The organism is Microvirga massiliensis (genome assembly GCF_001006805.1).
Lineage (GTDB): Bacteria > Pseudomonadota > Alphaproteobacteria > Rhizobiales > Beijerinckiaceae > Microvirga > Microvirga massiliensis.
In genome coordinates this window covers 74,138-90,036 of sequence record NZ_LN811369.1, presented here as the reverse complement: position 1 = coordinate 90,036, position 15,899 = coordinate 74,138, and the positions used below count along the sequence as shown (strand labels likewise).

The following is a 15,899-nucleotide window of genomic DNA, read 5'->3' as shown; positions in this document are numbered from 1 at the left end:
CGCCCGATAGGCCTCACGGTCGAAGCCGGGGCGGCGGCGCTGCTGAGCGGTTGTCGGGATTACCGCGCCGATGCGGCGCCGGCGCAGGTGAGCGCGGGCGGGCCGGCCCGTGAACGCCTTGTCGCCCGCCACCTGCCGGGGTCTCAGGCGCGGACGCCCGCGCTGGCGCCAGACCGCGCCGGCATCGAGCAGGGCGGCAAGCATCGTGCTGTCGTGCCGCTCGCCGCCGGTGAGGTGGAAGACGACGGGCTTGCCATACCCTTCCGCCCGCACGTGGATCTTGGTCGAGAACCCGCCCCGGCTGCGGCCGAGCGCCTCGCTCTGCATCCCCTTTTTTCGCCGCACCGGCGGGCGCCGGCGGCGTGCTGATGGGCCCGAACGATGCTGCTGTCGACGAAGTGCAGGTCCAAAGGAGCCGTAGCGTTCCGGCAGGTCGCGCCAAGGAACGCCGGTGCGCAGGATCTACAGAATGCCGTTGAGGATGGTCCGGTGATCGTGATTGGGGCGGCCCGTGCGCGGCCGCTGCGGCGGCAGCAACGGCGCGATCCGCTGCCACTGCCAGTCTTTCAAATCATAACGCTTCACACCCCATCAGATGGGGATTCAAGTCACAGCTTTCATCCTTTGCAGACACGCTCTAGTGCCACATTGCCTGAGCAAGCGTGCCGAGGCGCCCAGCACGATTGCAGCCCGCCCGAACAGTCAGCTCTATGCGTGACACTCTTTGACACCGAGGACCTTCTGTTACGCGATGTCATTGTAGACTTCTAGAAAATGATGCCGGCCTGCCTCAAATGGTCGACAACTCTGCGTGCTGACATCTCTGCATCTGCGGAGGTTGTATCGAGATGCAATTCTGGGTTCTCCGGAGGCTCGTAGGGACTGTCGAAGCCTGTAAAGTTCTTGATAAGACCGGCCTTTACCTTGGCATATAGTCGCTTCGGATCACGTCGAATGCATTCCTCCAGCGGCGCATCAACGAAGATCTCCACGAACTCCTCGGCTTGGACGAGTTCGCGAACCATCCGGCGCTCGGCCCTAAAGGGAGAGATGAACGAGCAAAGCACGATCAGGCCGGCATCGATGAAGAGCTTAGCTACTTCGCCGACTCGGCGAATATTCTCGACCCGATCGGTATCCGTGAAGCCGAGGTCGCGGCTAAGACCCTGGCGAAGGTTGTCGCCATCGAGCATATAGGTGTGATGGCCGGCTTCGTGCAGCTTCCTTTCCACGAGCTTTGCAATCGTAGATTTTCCGGAGCCTGAGAGGCCCGTGAACCATAGGATTGTAGGTGTCTGGTGTTTCAATGCGGCACGGCCAGCTTTGTCTACTGCAAGGCTCTCGTGGTGTATGTTTGCGGCGCGTCGCAGTCCGAAGGAGATCATCCCAGCTGCTGAAGTCTCGTGCGTGAATCGGTCGACCAATATGAAGGCACCGGTACTGCCGTTCTCCTCGTAAGGATCGAAGGTGATCGAACCCGACGTCGCGATGTTGCAGAAACCGATTTCATTTAACTCGAGCGTGCGTGCCGCGAGGTGCTCGAGTGTGTTAGGGTCTATCTTGTGCTTGATGGCAGTCACGATTGCCGGCTTCCATTGTGTGCCAATTCGCAGGAGGTAAGAGCGGCCAGGGAGAAGCGGGTCTACACTCATCCAAAGGATGTGGGCGGCACATTGATCAGCCACCGTGGGACGTGCCAGAGGTTCTACAATGAGATCGCCGCGTGCAACATCGATTTCATCTGTGAGCACGATTGTAACTGCATCCCCGGCAACTGCCTCATCGAGATCGCCATCCGCGGTGACGAGACGTCGAACTTGGCTCTCTAGGTTGGAGGCAGCCACCACGACAGAATCCCGCCGGCGAATGCGGCCTGATACCACGGTCCCACTGAATCCACGAAAATCAAGGTCAGACCGATTGACCCATTGGACTGGGAACCGGAATGGCTTGTCCTCGAGGTCCATCTCTGTATCGACCTGCTCTAGATACTCGACGAGAGTAGGTCCGGTATACCAAGGCATATTACCGGACCGCATTGTAACATTGTCTCCGAATCTAGCGGAGATCGGGATTGGCACGATAGAGATGAAGTTGAGCTTGGTCGCGAAAGTTGTGTAATCGCTGATGACACAGTTAAATGCATTCTTGGAGAAGTCGACTAGGTCGATCTTGTTGACGGCCAGGACGATGTGCCTGATGCCCAGCAACGAGCAGATATAGGAGTGCCGCTTGGTTTGAACGAGCACGCCCTTGCGTGCATCGATCAGTATCACCGCGAGGCTGGAGTTTGAGGCTCCGGTTGCCATGTTCCTCGTGTACTGCTCATGCCCGGGTGTATCGGCGACGATGAATGAGCGCCCCGGTGTCCGAAAATACCGATAGGCGACGTCGATCGTGATGCGCTGCTCCCGCTCTGCTTCCAAACCATCGACGAGAAGCGAGAGATCAATATCACCCGTAGTACCATGCCGCCTGGAATCCCTCTCCAGTGCGGCGAGCTGATCGTCAGAGATCATTCTGGAGTCGTAGAGGAGGCGGCCGATCAGAGTCGATTTACCATCATCCACGGAGCCGCAAGTCAGAAAGCGCAGTAGGTTCTTGCTGAAATTTGCAGTCCCACAGTGCTCGAGAGGTATAGCAATCATTAAAAGTAACCCTCTCGCTTCTTCTTCTCCATCGAAAAAGCCTCGTCCGTGTCGATCAAACGCGCCTGACGTTCGGAGATCTGAACCGTAAGCATTTCGGCGATGATGTCGTCGAGAGTTGCCGCGGAGGATTCAATTGCACCGGTCAGGGGATAGCACCCGAGAGTTCTATACCGTACAACGCGCATCTCAGGCGTCTCGCCAGCTCGCAGCGGCAGCCGATTGTCATCGACCATAATCCATACGCCAGAGCGGCTCACGACTGGCCTTGCTTTCGCGAAGTAGAGCGGCACAATTGGAATCTGCTCAGCTTTGATGTACTGCCAGACGTCTAATTCAGTCCAGTTCGAGAGCGGGAATACGCGGACAGATTCGCCCGGGCAGATCTTCGTGTTGAAGAGCTTCCAGAGTTCAGGTCGCTGGTTGCGCGGGTCCCAGCTATGATTCGCCGATCGGAACGAGAAGATTCGCTCTTTTGCGCGACTCTTGTCTTCGTCGCGTCTTGCGCCGCCGAGAGCCGCGTCGAACCCATGCTTGTTGAGAGCCTGTTTAAGAGCCTCCGTCTTCATTACCTGCGTGTGCAAGATCGAACCTGAAGTAATTGGATTAATCCCGCGCGCCAAACCTTCATCATTGACGTGGATGAGCAGCTGAAGTCCTAAGCGACGCGCCGTCTCGTCCCGAAACGCGATCATTTCCTTGAACTTCCATGTGGTGTCGACGTGAAGCAATGGAAAGGGTAGCTTCGATGGATAGAAAGCCTTGATCGCGAGATGAAGCATCACGCTCGAGTCTTTGCCAATGGAATACAGCATGACTGGGTTGCCGAACTCCGTCGTCACCTCCCGGATTATAGTAATCGACTCCGCTTCAAGCCATCGCAGATGTGGAGACAAAGCCCGGGCTACCGTGGCCTTGGCCGGTTGCAGCGATAGATCCATATCCCCTCCACTCCCACCTGTAGTCTGGAATGGTGTAATTTACCGGACCTCGGGAGCTTGAGCTATAAAGGGCCTACCGGTCAAGCGCTCTAGCTCTCGGACGACAGATCCGTTTGACGAAAGAAGGGCATCAGGTAACACTTGCAATATGTCCGAATGGAGATATCCCGGTGGCCAGCGGGAAAAAGAGATGAACTCGAAGACAGATGCGTCGGTGGGGCCTATCCTGTTTCCATTTACAGGAGCAAACGTTGGTGGAAGCCATATTTCAACGTTCCATCTCGCGCGCTCGCTGATGCAAGACCACGACATCCCGTGCATTATCATGGCCGCCGTGGGTTCAGGTGTGGCTGGCCAGGCTTCCGCGATGGGACTCCGGGTTCAATCGACCGGCGATCCTCCTGCGAAATCCCTCAGGCCCTGGAATGATCTCGTAAAGCTTCCTCTTCGCATGCAGGCACTGCGCATCTACGGGCCTCGTGCCGTGGTTCACTGCAGCGATCTATGGACTCTTCAATCTTGGGGCTCAGCCGGGAGGCTGCTGGGCCTCCCGGTCGTCTATCATCATAGAAAAATTTTAGCCATGTCTTGGTTTGACAGGCTGCGAATTCAAATGGCACACGCCGTGATCAGTATATCGGAGCCGTGCCGGCACAATCTCAGCTTTCTCGCGGGCCACCGGGTTCATCCTCTCTTGAACCCCTTTCCCGAACCGGTACTCGAGCGCTCGACCGGATGGAGAGCCGAGTTCAATGCGCGATGGCAGGAGGACCAGCCCCCTATTCTGGTTGGCTTTGTGGGACAATTTCAGCATCGAAAGAGGCCCGATTTCTTCCTTGATGTTTGTCGCATCATCGCTGATCGGGAGCCTAACGCCCGCTTCCTGATGTTCGGTCGAGAGCGGGATTTCCGGGACAAGGATTTGGAGGACCGCGCGCGGAAACTAGGCCTCAGGGACAAGGTCGTTCTGGCCGGCTTCCGGTCGCCGCCGGAAATGAACCTCGCTACTTTAGACGTCCTACTCGCACCTGCACTTGCTGAACCATTCGGTCGCACCCTCGTTGAAGCTCTATTGCTCGGGATTCCTTTCGTAGCGACCGATGATGCGGGCCACCGTGAGATTGCGGCTCGATGGGGGGGAGGGCGTCTTGTCAGGATCGACGCGACTCCGGAACAGTTCGCGGATGTGGCTTTGAATGTCCTAGCCGCGCCCGGAGAGGTTACGCTCCGAGCCCAAGCTCGCCAGCGGGTGGCGGAGGAACTCGCGCCACGGAGCCACGCTGCGAACGTGCTTGAGATCTACCGACGAATCTCCATCGCCAGGTGGTGAGTGCCCCGCCAGCGCCGTCTGAGACTTCACTAGCAAGGCCGAGTATACAGCGCTCGTCATCTCGCTGATCTTATCCCAGTCATATCGGTCCAGAATGGCGTCTGGATCGACGCGGAAGATTTCGTGGGGTTCGGCAAGTTTCCGCCGAAGTTCGTCTACGTCACCAACCTTAAAGTAGTGGGTCGGCGCTAAGCCCAAATCGAGGTTCGGTTGAATACTGCTCAGCAGAATTGGACAACCAAGAATCGCCGCCTCAAGCGCGGCAATAGGCAGCCCCTCGTACCGAGACGCAAGCACAAATAACGAGGCACCCCGGAGCAGGGCGGCTATCTCCCCTTGACTGAGAAAGCCAGTGAATATGACTCTGTCATCGGCCTCGCGGTGAAGGAACTCTACGTATGAATCGCCTAGCGTGGCGCTGCCAACGACTACGAGTCTGGGCGGACTGGCGACACCTCGAAATGAGCGGATGAGATCTTCGATTCGCTTTTCAGGGGCAAGCCGCCCGACAGTGACAATATATTCGCCCGGCACAAGTCCAAATCTCTCCAGGAGTGAACGGCAATCGTATTCGGCCGCGGGCTGCCGAAGCATGTGTGTAGCTCCATTCGGGATATACGCGATGTGGGACGATCTGGACCTGTAGCGAGCTTTGAGGTGTTCAGTGAGGGAAGGCGAAACCACTATTACCTGATTAGCGAAGTGCAGCGCACAGAACTCGCCAATTCGAAGAACCGCCTTGCTAAAAACATTGAAACAATCTCTTTTGTAATCCGCTGCATGGTATGTCACGATCACTTTCATGCCAAGAACCCTGGCGAAGGGAGAAACGAGCGCGGGGCCGATCGCTTGGATGTGAACTATCTTGGCACCAACGCAAAATCGTGCATAGAAAAGGCCTATCAAAGCATTCGAGATTGTCTCCAGACGTTTGCTCGCGATATGTCCGAGAGCGATGACACGGACACCTTCGTACTCGCGAGTTGGGTGAGAACAATAGGCCTTGCGTCCAATCACTGTGAACTGGTCTTGCGGACGTCGTTTTTGCAGTTTCGGGATGAGGTGCTCGCAGTGACTCTCAACGCCCCCGATGACGTGAGGAATTCCTCTTAGTCCAATGACACAGATTTTCATATTGCACCGCCAGCCTGCGCCACTACTTACCGGGCACGATGTCGAGTGAACCGCTGTCGCCAATCAACGAAAGGCGAGCGCTCGGGCTTATTGTAACGGTTGAGTTCTGCACAACAATTTGTCCGTGCACCTCAAACGCAGTAGTAATGGTATCCGAGTCTTCGATTTGGCATCCGGTGACACGTACGTTGGCGTCTTTCCCGACCCAGAAGTGATTTTGCTTGCCGTTTCCACCCCGCTTGTGTGGATTGCGGCTGACGCAGTTGAGGATTATCGAGTCGCCCCAAATTTTGAAGTTTCGCGCATTGTCCTCGGCACGGGCCCGGAGCAGAGTGGTCGCAGAAGATTTGAGATCGTAGCCACTGTCAGTCGACCCGGATGCGACAGTATCCTCGAAGAGAACATTGTACACACGCCCCTCGGTCACGAAGCCGTCTCCGTTCCAGTACTCGTGTATGCTGTCGTGACTATTCATCATCGTTACGCGGCGAAGCACGACGTCGTGAACCGTGCCCTCTAGCGCGATGCCTTCTGCGAAGTTGTCGCCGTCCTGACGCTCACTATCGCCGATGATGTCCTCGATCACGATGTTTCGCGAGTTACTCCGCAACCTGATCGCACCCTTTGAATATCCCCGAACAGTCGCACGGCGAACTATGAGGCCGTCGATGCTCGCACTTTCTCCCGGTCTACCGGCATAGTTCTCAATAAAGCGTCGCACGTTCCGCGCGTCCACGTCTTGTATCTCCAAGCCTTGCACGTCGCTCGCGATGCGAAAGCAACCATTGCCCTGGTTACGGAATAGGATTTGCTCAAACCGGAGATGGTTCGCTCCAGCGGAGAGACGGAAGACTTCAGGCCCGGAATCGCCATCGACCGTCCACGGATCGGAGCGGTTCCCTACTATTTCCGCTTTCGCAGGCCTCCCAGTACCGTCGGCGCCTGTGATTGTCACAGGTGCCTCAACGTCTCCACCGGCGCGGATAGTGATCTGTCGTGCAATTCTGTAGGGCCCCGCATCAGCCCGGAGCATTACCCTCCCGCCAGGACCAGCCTTGGCGACGAATGCAGGTAGCTTTTCCAAAGGGCCAGCATTGGTCCAGTCAGAACCATCGCTGGTTCCGGCAGGAGATGGAGCGACATAAAAAGTGCGGGGCTCGCGACCTAACGCAACTCCCGGGACCAAGCATGCCACGGCAAGGATCATTGCCATGAGTGCGTGGCCGTTCATAGCTGTATGTCGAGTTGAGTCAGAACCCATGTACTTTTCCCGGACTGCTAACGTCGGCGCGGATGCGAAGCGACGAGACTCGCTGCCACGAGCACGTAGGCTAGAGAGAGGTCCGATAGAGCTTAAAACTTCGCAAGCAAGGCTGCAGCGCCGCACTGTCCTGCAATATTGACAACAGAAGCAAGCTCACGCGGACCATGAGTACTGTTGATCGGAGTGCATCAGCACAGTGGGGAATGCTAGCACAATGGGAGGTTTAAGAGAACAGAGTGGAGGCTGGTTTGCAGTTTGGGGCGCTGACAATTCTTACTTCTAATTATTTGAGTGATGCATTTACCCGGATGTTGCATCATAGAAGTTGCGTCAGACGCGAAGGCGGAGACTGAGGCTACTTACCCCTTGACACGTATTATGCTGTGTTGCGAGCGTTAAGATAGCCGTAGCTGAGGAAATTTATGCATCTGATGTCACTGCCGGCGGAGTCTCGCGGAGTGTAGTCCAGCCTTTGGACGGGGGACAGATGGGGTTTGGGTGGGCTGTGAGGAGGTGCCGAGGGCCTACTCACTTCGCGATACTCGGTCCGAGTCCAAAGAACCGCAGGCAGGGTGAGGATCCAGCCGTTAAGCCTTTCCTTCCAACCAATCGTTCACGGGCGAAAGTACTAAACTAGATCCCCGGCACAGAGGTTTTGACGGGTTGGGAGTGGTGGAGGACGGGCAGATCTTGCGGGGCCACTAAGACCTCGATGCAGCGCGCCATCCCCAGCTGGCATCGGGTGAGGCCTTCGCGTTCCAGGATGAGCACCATCTGGGATTGGCTCGACTGGGCGCCGCGTGCACTGAGCGTGCGCACCAGCCGGAGCAAGCGCAGCGCGGATTTCATCGCGCTGCTGGAAAAGCTCGACAGGCAGTATGGTCGCGGCTGCCGAGACCAGCCGTGACCTCACCCTGGTCATCGGGCACTTGGAGGACTTCGCGATCAAGATGCGCGAGAACCTCGACCTACTCGATTGGCCTGCCAAGCGCGAGGTCATTCGGCTGATGGACCATCGCATCGAGATCGTCTTCCGCCTTCCTGGGACACAGGGGGATAGCCACGGCAAACCAAGGAAACGTTGTACAGGGGAGCGTGGAGCGCTCATTCTCCTGGATGACTCGCATCCGGCGTCTTGTCCGTGATTACGAGCGCTTGCCCGAAATCGTGCGAGGCCTCTACTTCATCGCCTTCGCCTTCGCCTGGCTTGTGCTAAAAACCATACCCCCCTCAGTCCCTAACAGGCTCAAGGTGCAACAATGATTGAACGACGCTAACCTGTGCTCAAGTGCTAGATCGTCGGCGCAGTGATTATGACGCTTTGGTGAGATGGTCGAGAGTGGCTGGCTTGGGGTTGGCGCGGTCCAACTTGGCACGGGCGTTCTCGGTCGTGAACATCCATTTCACGCGGGCGCCGGCGGCATTGCGCTTGCGCTCCCAGGCGGCGATCTCCCGCTCGAGGTACTGGCGATCGTCGATGCGCCGGTCCAGGCACTGGCCCTTGAGCACCCCGATCTCGACCATGTTGAGCCAGCTGGCGTGCTTTGGGGGTAGAGTGGAATTCCAAGCGGCGCAGGATGCGATGCGCCTCTGGGGCCGGGAAGGCCTCGTAGAGCAATCCTGGCGTGTGCGTTGAGAGATTGTCCATCATGATCCGAATCCGCTCGGCCTGTGGGTAGTGCACATCGGCCAAGTCGCGCAGGCAAGCGGCAAAATCGAGGGCTGTGCGCCGCATGCTGACCGTGACTTGGTGCCAGGATCGATAACGCAGCGAAGCACACGAACGGGTTGAGAGTGCCGTTGCGGCGATATTCGTAATCGACGCGCGCGACCTACCCCGACGTAGCCGGGAGCGGCAGGCGCGTCTCGCCGATTAGCTAGGTCGGGCTCTCTTCGAAGTACACCATTAGGTGCCGCGGATCGGAGGCTTCGGCGTAGAGATCGAGCGCGTCCTCCATGCGGGCGACGTACTCGCCGTCGATCTTCGGAATGCACCACATCTTCTCGCGCCAGGGCTTGAGCGTGTTCTCGGCGAGCCGCCGCACCGTCTCGCGCGCGAGGCTGTCGTGTCGGGTCAACAGCACCATCTAACCGGCCAAGAGCTCAAGCGTCCAGCGGGGCGGCCTTCGAGCGGTCGCCACCAGGGGAGCTTCTTTTTGGCCGGAGAGCTTGCGCGCTGCCCCCGGCCGCGGCTCCTCGCGGAGTGCCTTCTCCAGGTTGCCTTCCACGAAGCGGCGGCTGGTCCGGTAGACACTGGAATGCGCAGATCGCCGCCTCGCTTAGCCCCGACATGCGCGAGATCGGGATGGGTGAGTGCTTCGGACTCATCCCCGAACAAGAGCACGCTATCGCCGGCTTTGGCCTGCGCCTTGAGGAGCTTGCGGCGTAAGCCGGCGCGATCCACGGCTGGCGCATCCTGGCGGTCCTTCAGGGTGTGGCGCGGCCGCCGCCAGCGGAAATCCCCTTTTGGCGCAGCACGACCGAGAGCCGCGAGGTTGAGATCCGCACGCCCGCGCGCGTCGCGATCTCGTCCGCCAGAGGCGACAAGGTCCAGTTGGGGCGAACCGCGACCAGCCCGGACAGAACGTCTTCCGCCCCAGCCAAAGCGCGGTTGGCTTTGACTGGGGCTGGCCCTGGCGCGACCGATCTCTACAGCGCCTGAACCCCGGCCTTCATGAAGGCGCTGCACCAGAGACGCATCGTGTCCTCGCGGAACCCGAAGGCCTCGGCGACCCGCGGGCTGGGCCAGCCCGACAGGGTCAGCTGGACCGCCCGTGCTCGATCCGCTTCACCTCGATCCCGCGAGCGGCTGAGAGCCATGAGGTCGCGCCGCTGCTCGAAGCTTGCCGCAACAGGAGATTGGCTCACCATGAGCCGCATCCCACAGCAAACTACGAGATCGAAACACGACCAGCATCCGTTGGCTATCCCGCCGCAACCTGCTTGGGATCTTCAATCGACGGAGTGAATCCTCGAGTGGTGTTGCTTTCTCACCCTTTGCGGATCAAGGGCAGAACTGCTAGCGCTCCAGTTGTTATGCTGCACGTGGCGCCTAGTTGTTCCATCGACTCCCGCCGTCTGCTCTGCGGAGTTAAACTGCCGGCCAAGGTTCCAGCGCCTCAATGTGGTCACGGTATGTACAGGATAGAAGAATGAGCATCGAGACGGGCAAGCTTAACGGTATCGTCTGCTGCGCACGGCCTTGGAGTCAGGCAAATCTGATCCTGCACCGACCCGTTACATCCCATCGCCTTCGCCAGTGGTTGGCAGATCGATGAAGCTACGAAGTAGCGCCTGGGCAGTGAGACACTTGAGCAGCGGATAGGACGATGCGATGTTACCTGGATACTGCTGGGTTGCTGGGTTCTCTGCCCTGAGCATCGGACACTTCCGATGAAAAATCGGCCCGGTACTTTGAGTCCTACTAAGAGGCCGGGATGCAACGGCAAGCTTCTTCAAAGTTCGATGAGGTGCCTAATGCTCCAAATGCCGACACGCAAGCCCATTGAGGACACCAGGATTGTCCCAGCGGGAGAGCGGGATAGTAACGAGTACTTCGACTTGAGGTACATTTTTGGAGCCATCAGACGTCAATCCAAGTTGATCATGGGCTTGGCAGTAATAGGGCTGATTGTTGGAATTATTTATGTCGCAACATCGATTCCGTTATACACCACAACCACTAGCATCATTATCGACCGTCGTCAGGTTCGAGCAGTTCAGGACGTCTCTGCGGTCACAGATATTGGGCTCGATGCTCCGGTCGTTGTCGACAGCCAAGTAGAGGTCCTCAAGTCCGAGAGGATTGCGCTCGCTGTAGTCGATCAGTTGAATCTGGTAAGCGACTCGAGCTTCTGGGCTCCTGAGGGCTGGCTGTTCACGTGGATATACGGGTCAGTCAATCGGGCCCTACGCGGCTTCTTCGCCGACTTGCTAGGCGAGTCTAAGCTGGAACGGGATCCTGCACAGGAACAGGAAGCGCGACGATGGGCCGCCGTCTATCGTCTGCTCGGCAAAACGACAATCACGCGACTCGGAAAAACCTATATCATCACGGTAAGTGTCGAGGCCACCGATCCAGATCAGGCTGTCAGAATAGCGAATGCCTACGTCGAGGCCTACCTCGCGGATCAACTCGACGCGAAGTATGATGTGACCCGGCGAGCTAACGTGTGGCTCCAGGCGAGGCTGGATGAACTGCGGCAACAGTCGGTACAATCCGATCTCGCAGTTCAGCAATTTCGAGCAGCGAACCAGCTGATTGCTGTGGGTGGGCAACTCGTCTCTGAGTCCCAACTCGCGGAGTTGAGTACCCAGGTTAGTATGGCTCGCGGAGACGTTGCCAAGGCTGGCGCGCGGCTCGAGAGGATTCGCGCGGTCCTAAGCAGTAAAGAGGTTGACGCGCTCCTCGCGGAAGCATCAGGGAATCCGGCAATCAGTGAACTTCAGACACGATACTTAGCGGCATCCAGACGCGAAGCCGAGATCAGTGCGCAATTCGGACCGGATCATGAGAGGGCGGTGCAATACCGGTCTGAGAAGGCAGAGATCACACGCCAGCTCGTTGAGGAACTCACTCGCATCGCAGAGAACTACGAAGGTGAATACCACATCGCAAAGTCGCGCCTCGAATCACTTGATCAGAATGTTGATAGGCTGATCAGTGTTGCCGCCGAAGCAAACAATAAGCAGGTACAACTCCGGGAACTGGAGCGAGAGGCGGAAACCTACAGGACCCTCTATCAGTCATTTCTACAGCGTTATCAGCAGACTGTTCAGCAGCAATCGTTTCCCATGAGTGAGGCGCGCGTCGTCACTCCGGCGGTACCTCCGTTACAACCGAGTCACCCGAAGACGGTCCCTATTATCCTCTTATCGACGCTGATTGGGGCGATCATTGGAGGCTCATATGGAGCCATACGCGAGTATCGCGACGTCTCTTTCCGGACCGCTGCGCAAGTCCGCGAGGAACTCGGGCTCAAATGCCTGGGAATGCTTCCCATCATCAAACGCCCAGCGCGCGGGAGTACCGTTGGCCACTGGTTGTCTCGACCTGCCTCGTCGAGAGACCAGGGGATGGACGCACATTCGCCTATGAGCTACGTCCTTCGTGCGCCGCAGTCGGAGTTTGCGGCAGCCCTTCGGTCCGTTGCGACCTCCTCGGCTCATACTTGTTCCGGCCGTAACGCGAGGGTGATTGGGGTGATGTCCGCGGCACGCCACGAGGGCAGGACGGTTCTTGCGGCAAGTCTCGCTGAAGTTTTTACTCAAGAGGGAGGCCACACTCTCCTCATAGACGCAGACATCAGAAATCCCACACTAACGAAGGCTTTCGCCCCTGATGCTGCTGGCGGTCTCTTGGAAGTCCTCACGAATGGTCAACCTTGGCGCACAGCCCTCCACCGCGTCAGTGACTCCGACCTGATGATGATTCCGGCCACCTCCTGCTCGGATGCACCCAATACGAGCCGTTCCATCATGAGTGATCACTTTGAGGAGGTCCTCCGTGAGACATCTGAGTGCTTCGAATGGATTATCGTGGACCTACCACCGCTTGGAACGGAAAGCGAGGCATGGGTGATGGCCAGGAAGATCGACTGTCTGCTTCTTGTCATCGATTGGGGACATACACCCATGACCCTCGTCAAGGAAATGCTTACCGTTGGCGAGGTATCTGCGCCGCAATGCATCGGCGTGGTTCTAAATCGTGTGGATATGAAGCTGCTCCGGCTGTACCAAGATCATCCTACCGTAAGCTAAATGGATTGACTGCGCGACACTCGATCTAGAACGCCGGGTGTATTTACTATTCGTGGACCGCCACTGCAGGCCAGATGGGCTGTAAATACGAATTACCTCGTGAGACATTCCGGCCATCTGCAGGCGTAGAGAAAGAATTCCATCACCCTCACGAGCAGCCTCGATGCTTGTAAACCGCAGTAGCAAAGAGATCGCAGTCTTGACGTCAATCCTCGCCCCATTCGGATACTCGCGATCAAAGGTTATAAGATCCGTCGTTTTTCCATTTATCGGGAGCGAGATTGGTGGCAGTCACATCTCGGCCTTCACGCTCGGCCAGGTATTGCAGGACGAGTATGGGGTTCAATGCAGTGTTCTTTGTTCCACCAACACCGTAATTGCGGAGCAGGCCACCAGGAGCGGTTTCCAAGTAGTCCCCACCGGCGAGGCGCCTGCGCCACGACGTTACCACCCAGCCTACGACGTTGCCCAATTCGTCAAGCGATGGCGGATTATGAAGGAACTTGCCACTGACAGCGTTATTCATTTCAACGATCTCTGGTCAGTACAGTCTTGGGGGCCTGTGGCACGCCTTGCCGGCAGGCCAGTCGTATATCATCACCGATCCCTCAGCCGGATGACTCTGCCGAAAAGGCTATTCGTGAGCCTTGCGCACCAGGTCGTGTGCATCTCGCAAAGTTGTGAGCACAATGTTGCATTCGTACCCTCGTCGAGGAGGACGCGTGTAGTCAATCCAATCCGTGTGACCGGCAATGACCTGCTTCGTTGTGATGCACGTCGCCGCGCGACCAGTTTTGGTTGCCCCGAGGAAGGAGTTCTTGTCGGTTTCGTGGGGAACTTCTGGTCCAGAAAGCGGCCACGTTTTTTCTTAGAGGTTTGTGCGCGGTTGGCGTCATCGCGGCCAGACTGCTACTTTGTGATGTTCGGACGCAATGGAGAGGAAACTGCGGACGATCTACTGAGCTTTGCCAGAGATCTTCGAATTGCGGATCGTGTCACGTGGGCGGGTTTTCGTCTGCCGGGCGAACAAAACATCGCCGCAATCGATCTTCTTCTAGCGACCGCGCTGGACGAGCCATTCGGGCGCACGCTGGTGGAGGCGGCAGCTCTCGGAACGCCGTATCTCGCCACAGATGATGCAGGCCACCGGGAAATCTGGGCTCGCTGGGGTGGGGGCGGCTTGGCGCCTGTGGGAGCAAGTGCGGATGAGTTCGCATTGCTCGCGCTCAGCATCCTCCGCAAACCCGAAGCCGTGATCCTGAGTAGCCAGGAGCGAGATAAGGTCAAAATAGATGTGTCGGCGAGTTTGCATGCCCGCCGGATTATGGAGATCTATCACCGTCTTGAGACTGGCGAGAGAGGAACTGCTTAACTTCCGAGGAGAACTCCATTTGAGAGATCTGCGCCTCGTCTCAGGCCAGAGCGAGATGCTTTCTCCATTCACTTCAGCCGGTGGACATTTTCCACTGCCTTTGGGGGACCCATACTCGTCTAGGCGCCTGTACATGGAGCGTGTATGCAAGCGTGAGAGCCAGAAGGACATTTCCCTCGATTTGCCACAACCCCATTGTAGCCAAGTTGAGTACGAGAAATCCGGCGTGAGCACCCAGAGTTAGAGGCCGACGGCCCAAAGTTGCTCTCGCTGCAAGTCTGAAGTTCCAGGCGAACAACAGTACCATGCTTGCTAGACCGAAAGCGCCCGCCTCATAGAGTATTGATACGAAGGTATTGTGAGCGTATCGAGGAAAGACGCCTTCCCATGACTCCGGGCCGAATCCAAAGGCGAGGTTCGTAATTCGACCATTGAGGTAAGCCGTGATGTAGCGGCTCCAGATGAGTGCACGAGCCGAAAGAAGACCGGACTCCGCCGTCGTGTAGTATTCAGGTGGCTTGATGAGGTTGCCACTGTTCGACAGCACCACGAAGAGGTCATTGAATCGCTGTTGCACTGCGATTCCGGCGGCCAAGAACAGCATGAGGCCGGTAAGGCCGATTACAATTACAACGAGAGGGCGGTCACGCGGAGAAGAACGTCTGATCATGCCGAAGAACATGGCTGCTGCCAGCACCGGTAGTGCTGCGAGAATCGACGTCCTGTAGTTTGCTAGAAAGAGTGAGACGAGCGCAATTGGTATGCAGGCGAGTGTCAATTTCGGCCTGTCGGGTTCAAGGAAACATGCGCAATAGAGGAAGGTGAGCGTGAGAATAGAGAACGCCCCTTCGTGGTTATAGCCGCCGATGAAGCAAATGGATCCGTCGTCCTCACTGCCTTTGCCCATGCCCAACAGTACTGAGAGTGCCTGCAGCACAAGCGGTGCTAAAAAGACTGTGAGCAGTGCCCGAAACAGGGGTACCGATCCGTGTCGTCGGAGAGTTTGGTATGCTGCAACTGTCAGGGTGACGAGATAGCCCCATTTTGCGAGATTGGCGATCGCCCCTCCGGTGATGCCGTTGATGATTGAACTGGTCACCAAAACTATGATCATGAGATAAATGCCCGCGAAACCTTTCAGTCCTAGAAAGCGCCAGTCAGTGATCATGAAGCCAACGGCAATAAACGCGACCGACGCCAAGGCATTGAGCGACAGCCCGCCAATCACTGGCGGAAATGTATACTGATGGAATGCGGACATCAGGTAACGCAGCCAAATGGCTGCGATCAGGAACCGTGTTGCTCCGTCCTTGAAGCGGTGCGCCGTGATAATGGTAATGGGCAGCAGAGTGAGGAAGACGCCGAGTACAACGTATGGAGGAAAGGTCGGGACCGACTCCGCTTCCATGCCTAATACTCCGGCGGATGGCGCTTGCGCACCGTTGAAGTC

11 protein-coding genes and 3 pseudogenes are annotated in these 15,899 nt (G+C 57.3%); 5 read left to right on the top strand and 9 right to left on the bottom strand.

Annotation, left to right across the window (positions count from 1 at the left end):
• The 3 genes and pseudogenes from BN1233_RS50290 to cysD all read right to left on the bottom strand — a co-directional run.
• Positions 1-585: pseudogene (locus tag BN1233_RS50290) on the bottom strand (transposase); the annotation flags it as partial.
• A gap of 182 nt (positions 586-767) precedes the next feature.
• Positions 768-2,648 carry a sulfate adenylyltransferase subunit CysN gene (gene cysN / locus BN1233_RS38500; RefSeq protein WP_046868953.1) on the bottom strand — a complete coding sequence of 627 codons (1,881 nt, stop codon included), beginning with the start codon at positions 2,646-2,648 and terminating at the stop codon, positions 768-770.
• Positions 2,648-3,589 carry a sulfate adenylyltransferase subunit CysD gene (gene cysD / locus BN1233_RS38495; protein WP_046868952.1) on the bottom strand — a complete coding sequence of 314 codons (942 nt, stop codon included), beginning with the start codon at positions 3,587-3,589 and terminating at the stop codon, positions 2,648-2,650. Before cysD ends, cysN begins: the two co-directional genes overlap by 1 nt.
• Before the next feature lie 148 nt (positions 3,590-3,737).
• Between cysD and BN1233_RS51450 the strand changes: the two are divergent.
• Positions 3,738-4,781 (top strand): annotated as a pseudogene (locus BN1233_RS51450) (glycosyltransferase family 4 protein); the annotation flags it as partial.
• Positions 4,782-4,790: 9 nt separating this feature from the next.
• Here BN1233_RS51450 and BN1233_RS45540 read toward each other — a convergent pair.
• Both BN1233_RS45540 and BN1233_RS47870 read right to left on the bottom strand, forming a co-directional pair.
• A complete protein-coding gene (locus BN1233_RS45540; protein ID WP_074078466.1) occupies positions 4,791-6,053 on the bottom strand; it encodes a glycosyltransferase family 4 protein in 1,263 nt (420 codons plus the stop codon).
• 22 nt (positions 6,054-6,075) lie between these two features.
• Complete coding sequence (locus tag BN1233_RS47870; protein WP_147707779.1) at positions 6,076-6,639, bottom strand: hypothetical protein; 564 nt, start codon at positions 6,637-6,639, stop codon at positions 6,076-6,078.
• 1,441 nt (positions 6,640-8,080) lie between these two features.
• Here BN1233_RS47870 and BN1233_RS47865 point away from each other — a divergent pair.
• Together BN1233_RS47865 and BN1233_RS48865 are read left to right on the top strand one after the other, a co-directional pair.
• Positions 8,081-8,224 (top strand): hypothetical protein, encoded by a 144-nt coding sequence (locus tag BN1233_RS47865; RefSeq protein ID WP_154678342.1) that lies wholly within the window; start codon positions 8,081-8,083, stop codon positions 8,222-8,224.
• Positions 8,196-8,462, top strand: a complete 267-nt coding sequence (locus BN1233_RS48865; RefSeq protein ID WP_046868948.1) for a hypothetical protein — start codon at positions 8,196-8,198, stop codon at positions 8,460-8,462. The genes BN1233_RS47865 and BN1233_RS48865 overlap by 29 nt, the downstream gene beginning before the upstream one ends.
• A 166-nt stretch (positions 8,463-8,628) precedes the next feature.
• On the opposite strand, the pseudogene BN1233_RS45530 reads toward BN1233_RS48865, so the two are convergent.
• Positions 8,629-9,575, bottom strand: a pseudogene (locus BN1233_RS45530) (IS630 family transposase); the annotation flags it as partial.
• Between the two features lie 391 nt (positions 9,576-9,966).
• Complete coding sequence (locus tag BN1233_RS38460) at positions 9,967-10,188, bottom strand: helix-turn-helix domain-containing protein (protein WP_046868947.1); 222 nt, start codon at positions 10,186-10,188, stop codon at positions 9,967-9,969.
• A 606-nt stretch (positions 10,189-10,794) separates the two neighbouring features.
• Between BN1233_RS38460 and BN1233_RS38455 the strand changes: the two genes are divergently transcribed.
• Positions 10,795-13,077, top strand: a complete 2,283-nt coding sequence (locus tag BN1233_RS38455) for a GNVR domain-containing protein (RefSeq protein WP_048709866.1) — start codon at positions 10,795-10,797, stop codon at positions 13,075-13,077.
• Positions 13,078-13,312: 235 nt separating this feature from the next.
• Here the strand turns inward: BN1233_RS38455 and BN1233_RS48860 are convergent, their stop codons facing one another.
• The gene (locus tag BN1233_RS48860) at positions 13,313-13,603 is read right to left on the bottom strand and encodes a hypothetical protein (RefSeq protein WP_187144470.1); all 291 of its coding nucleotides are present in this window, start codon (positions 13,601-13,603) and stop codon (positions 13,313-13,315) included.
• A gap of 216 nt (positions 13,604-13,819) precedes the next feature.
• Here BN1233_RS48860 and BN1233_RS48855 point away from each other — a divergent pair, with 216 nt between their 5' ends.
• Complete coding sequence (locus BN1233_RS48855) at positions 13,820-14,449, top strand: glycosyltransferase family 4 protein (protein WP_187144469.1); 630 nt, start codon at positions 13,820-13,822, stop codon at positions 14,447-14,449.
• 73 nt (positions 14,450-14,522) lie between these two features.
• On the opposite strand, the gene BN1233_RS38445 is transcribed toward BN1233_RS48855, so the two are convergent.
• A complete protein-coding gene (locus BN1233_RS38445; protein WP_046868945.1) occupies positions 14,523-15,857 on the bottom strand; it encodes an O-antigen ligase family protein in 1,335 nt (444 codons plus the stop codon).
• Positions 15,858-15,899: the final 42 nt, after the last annotated feature.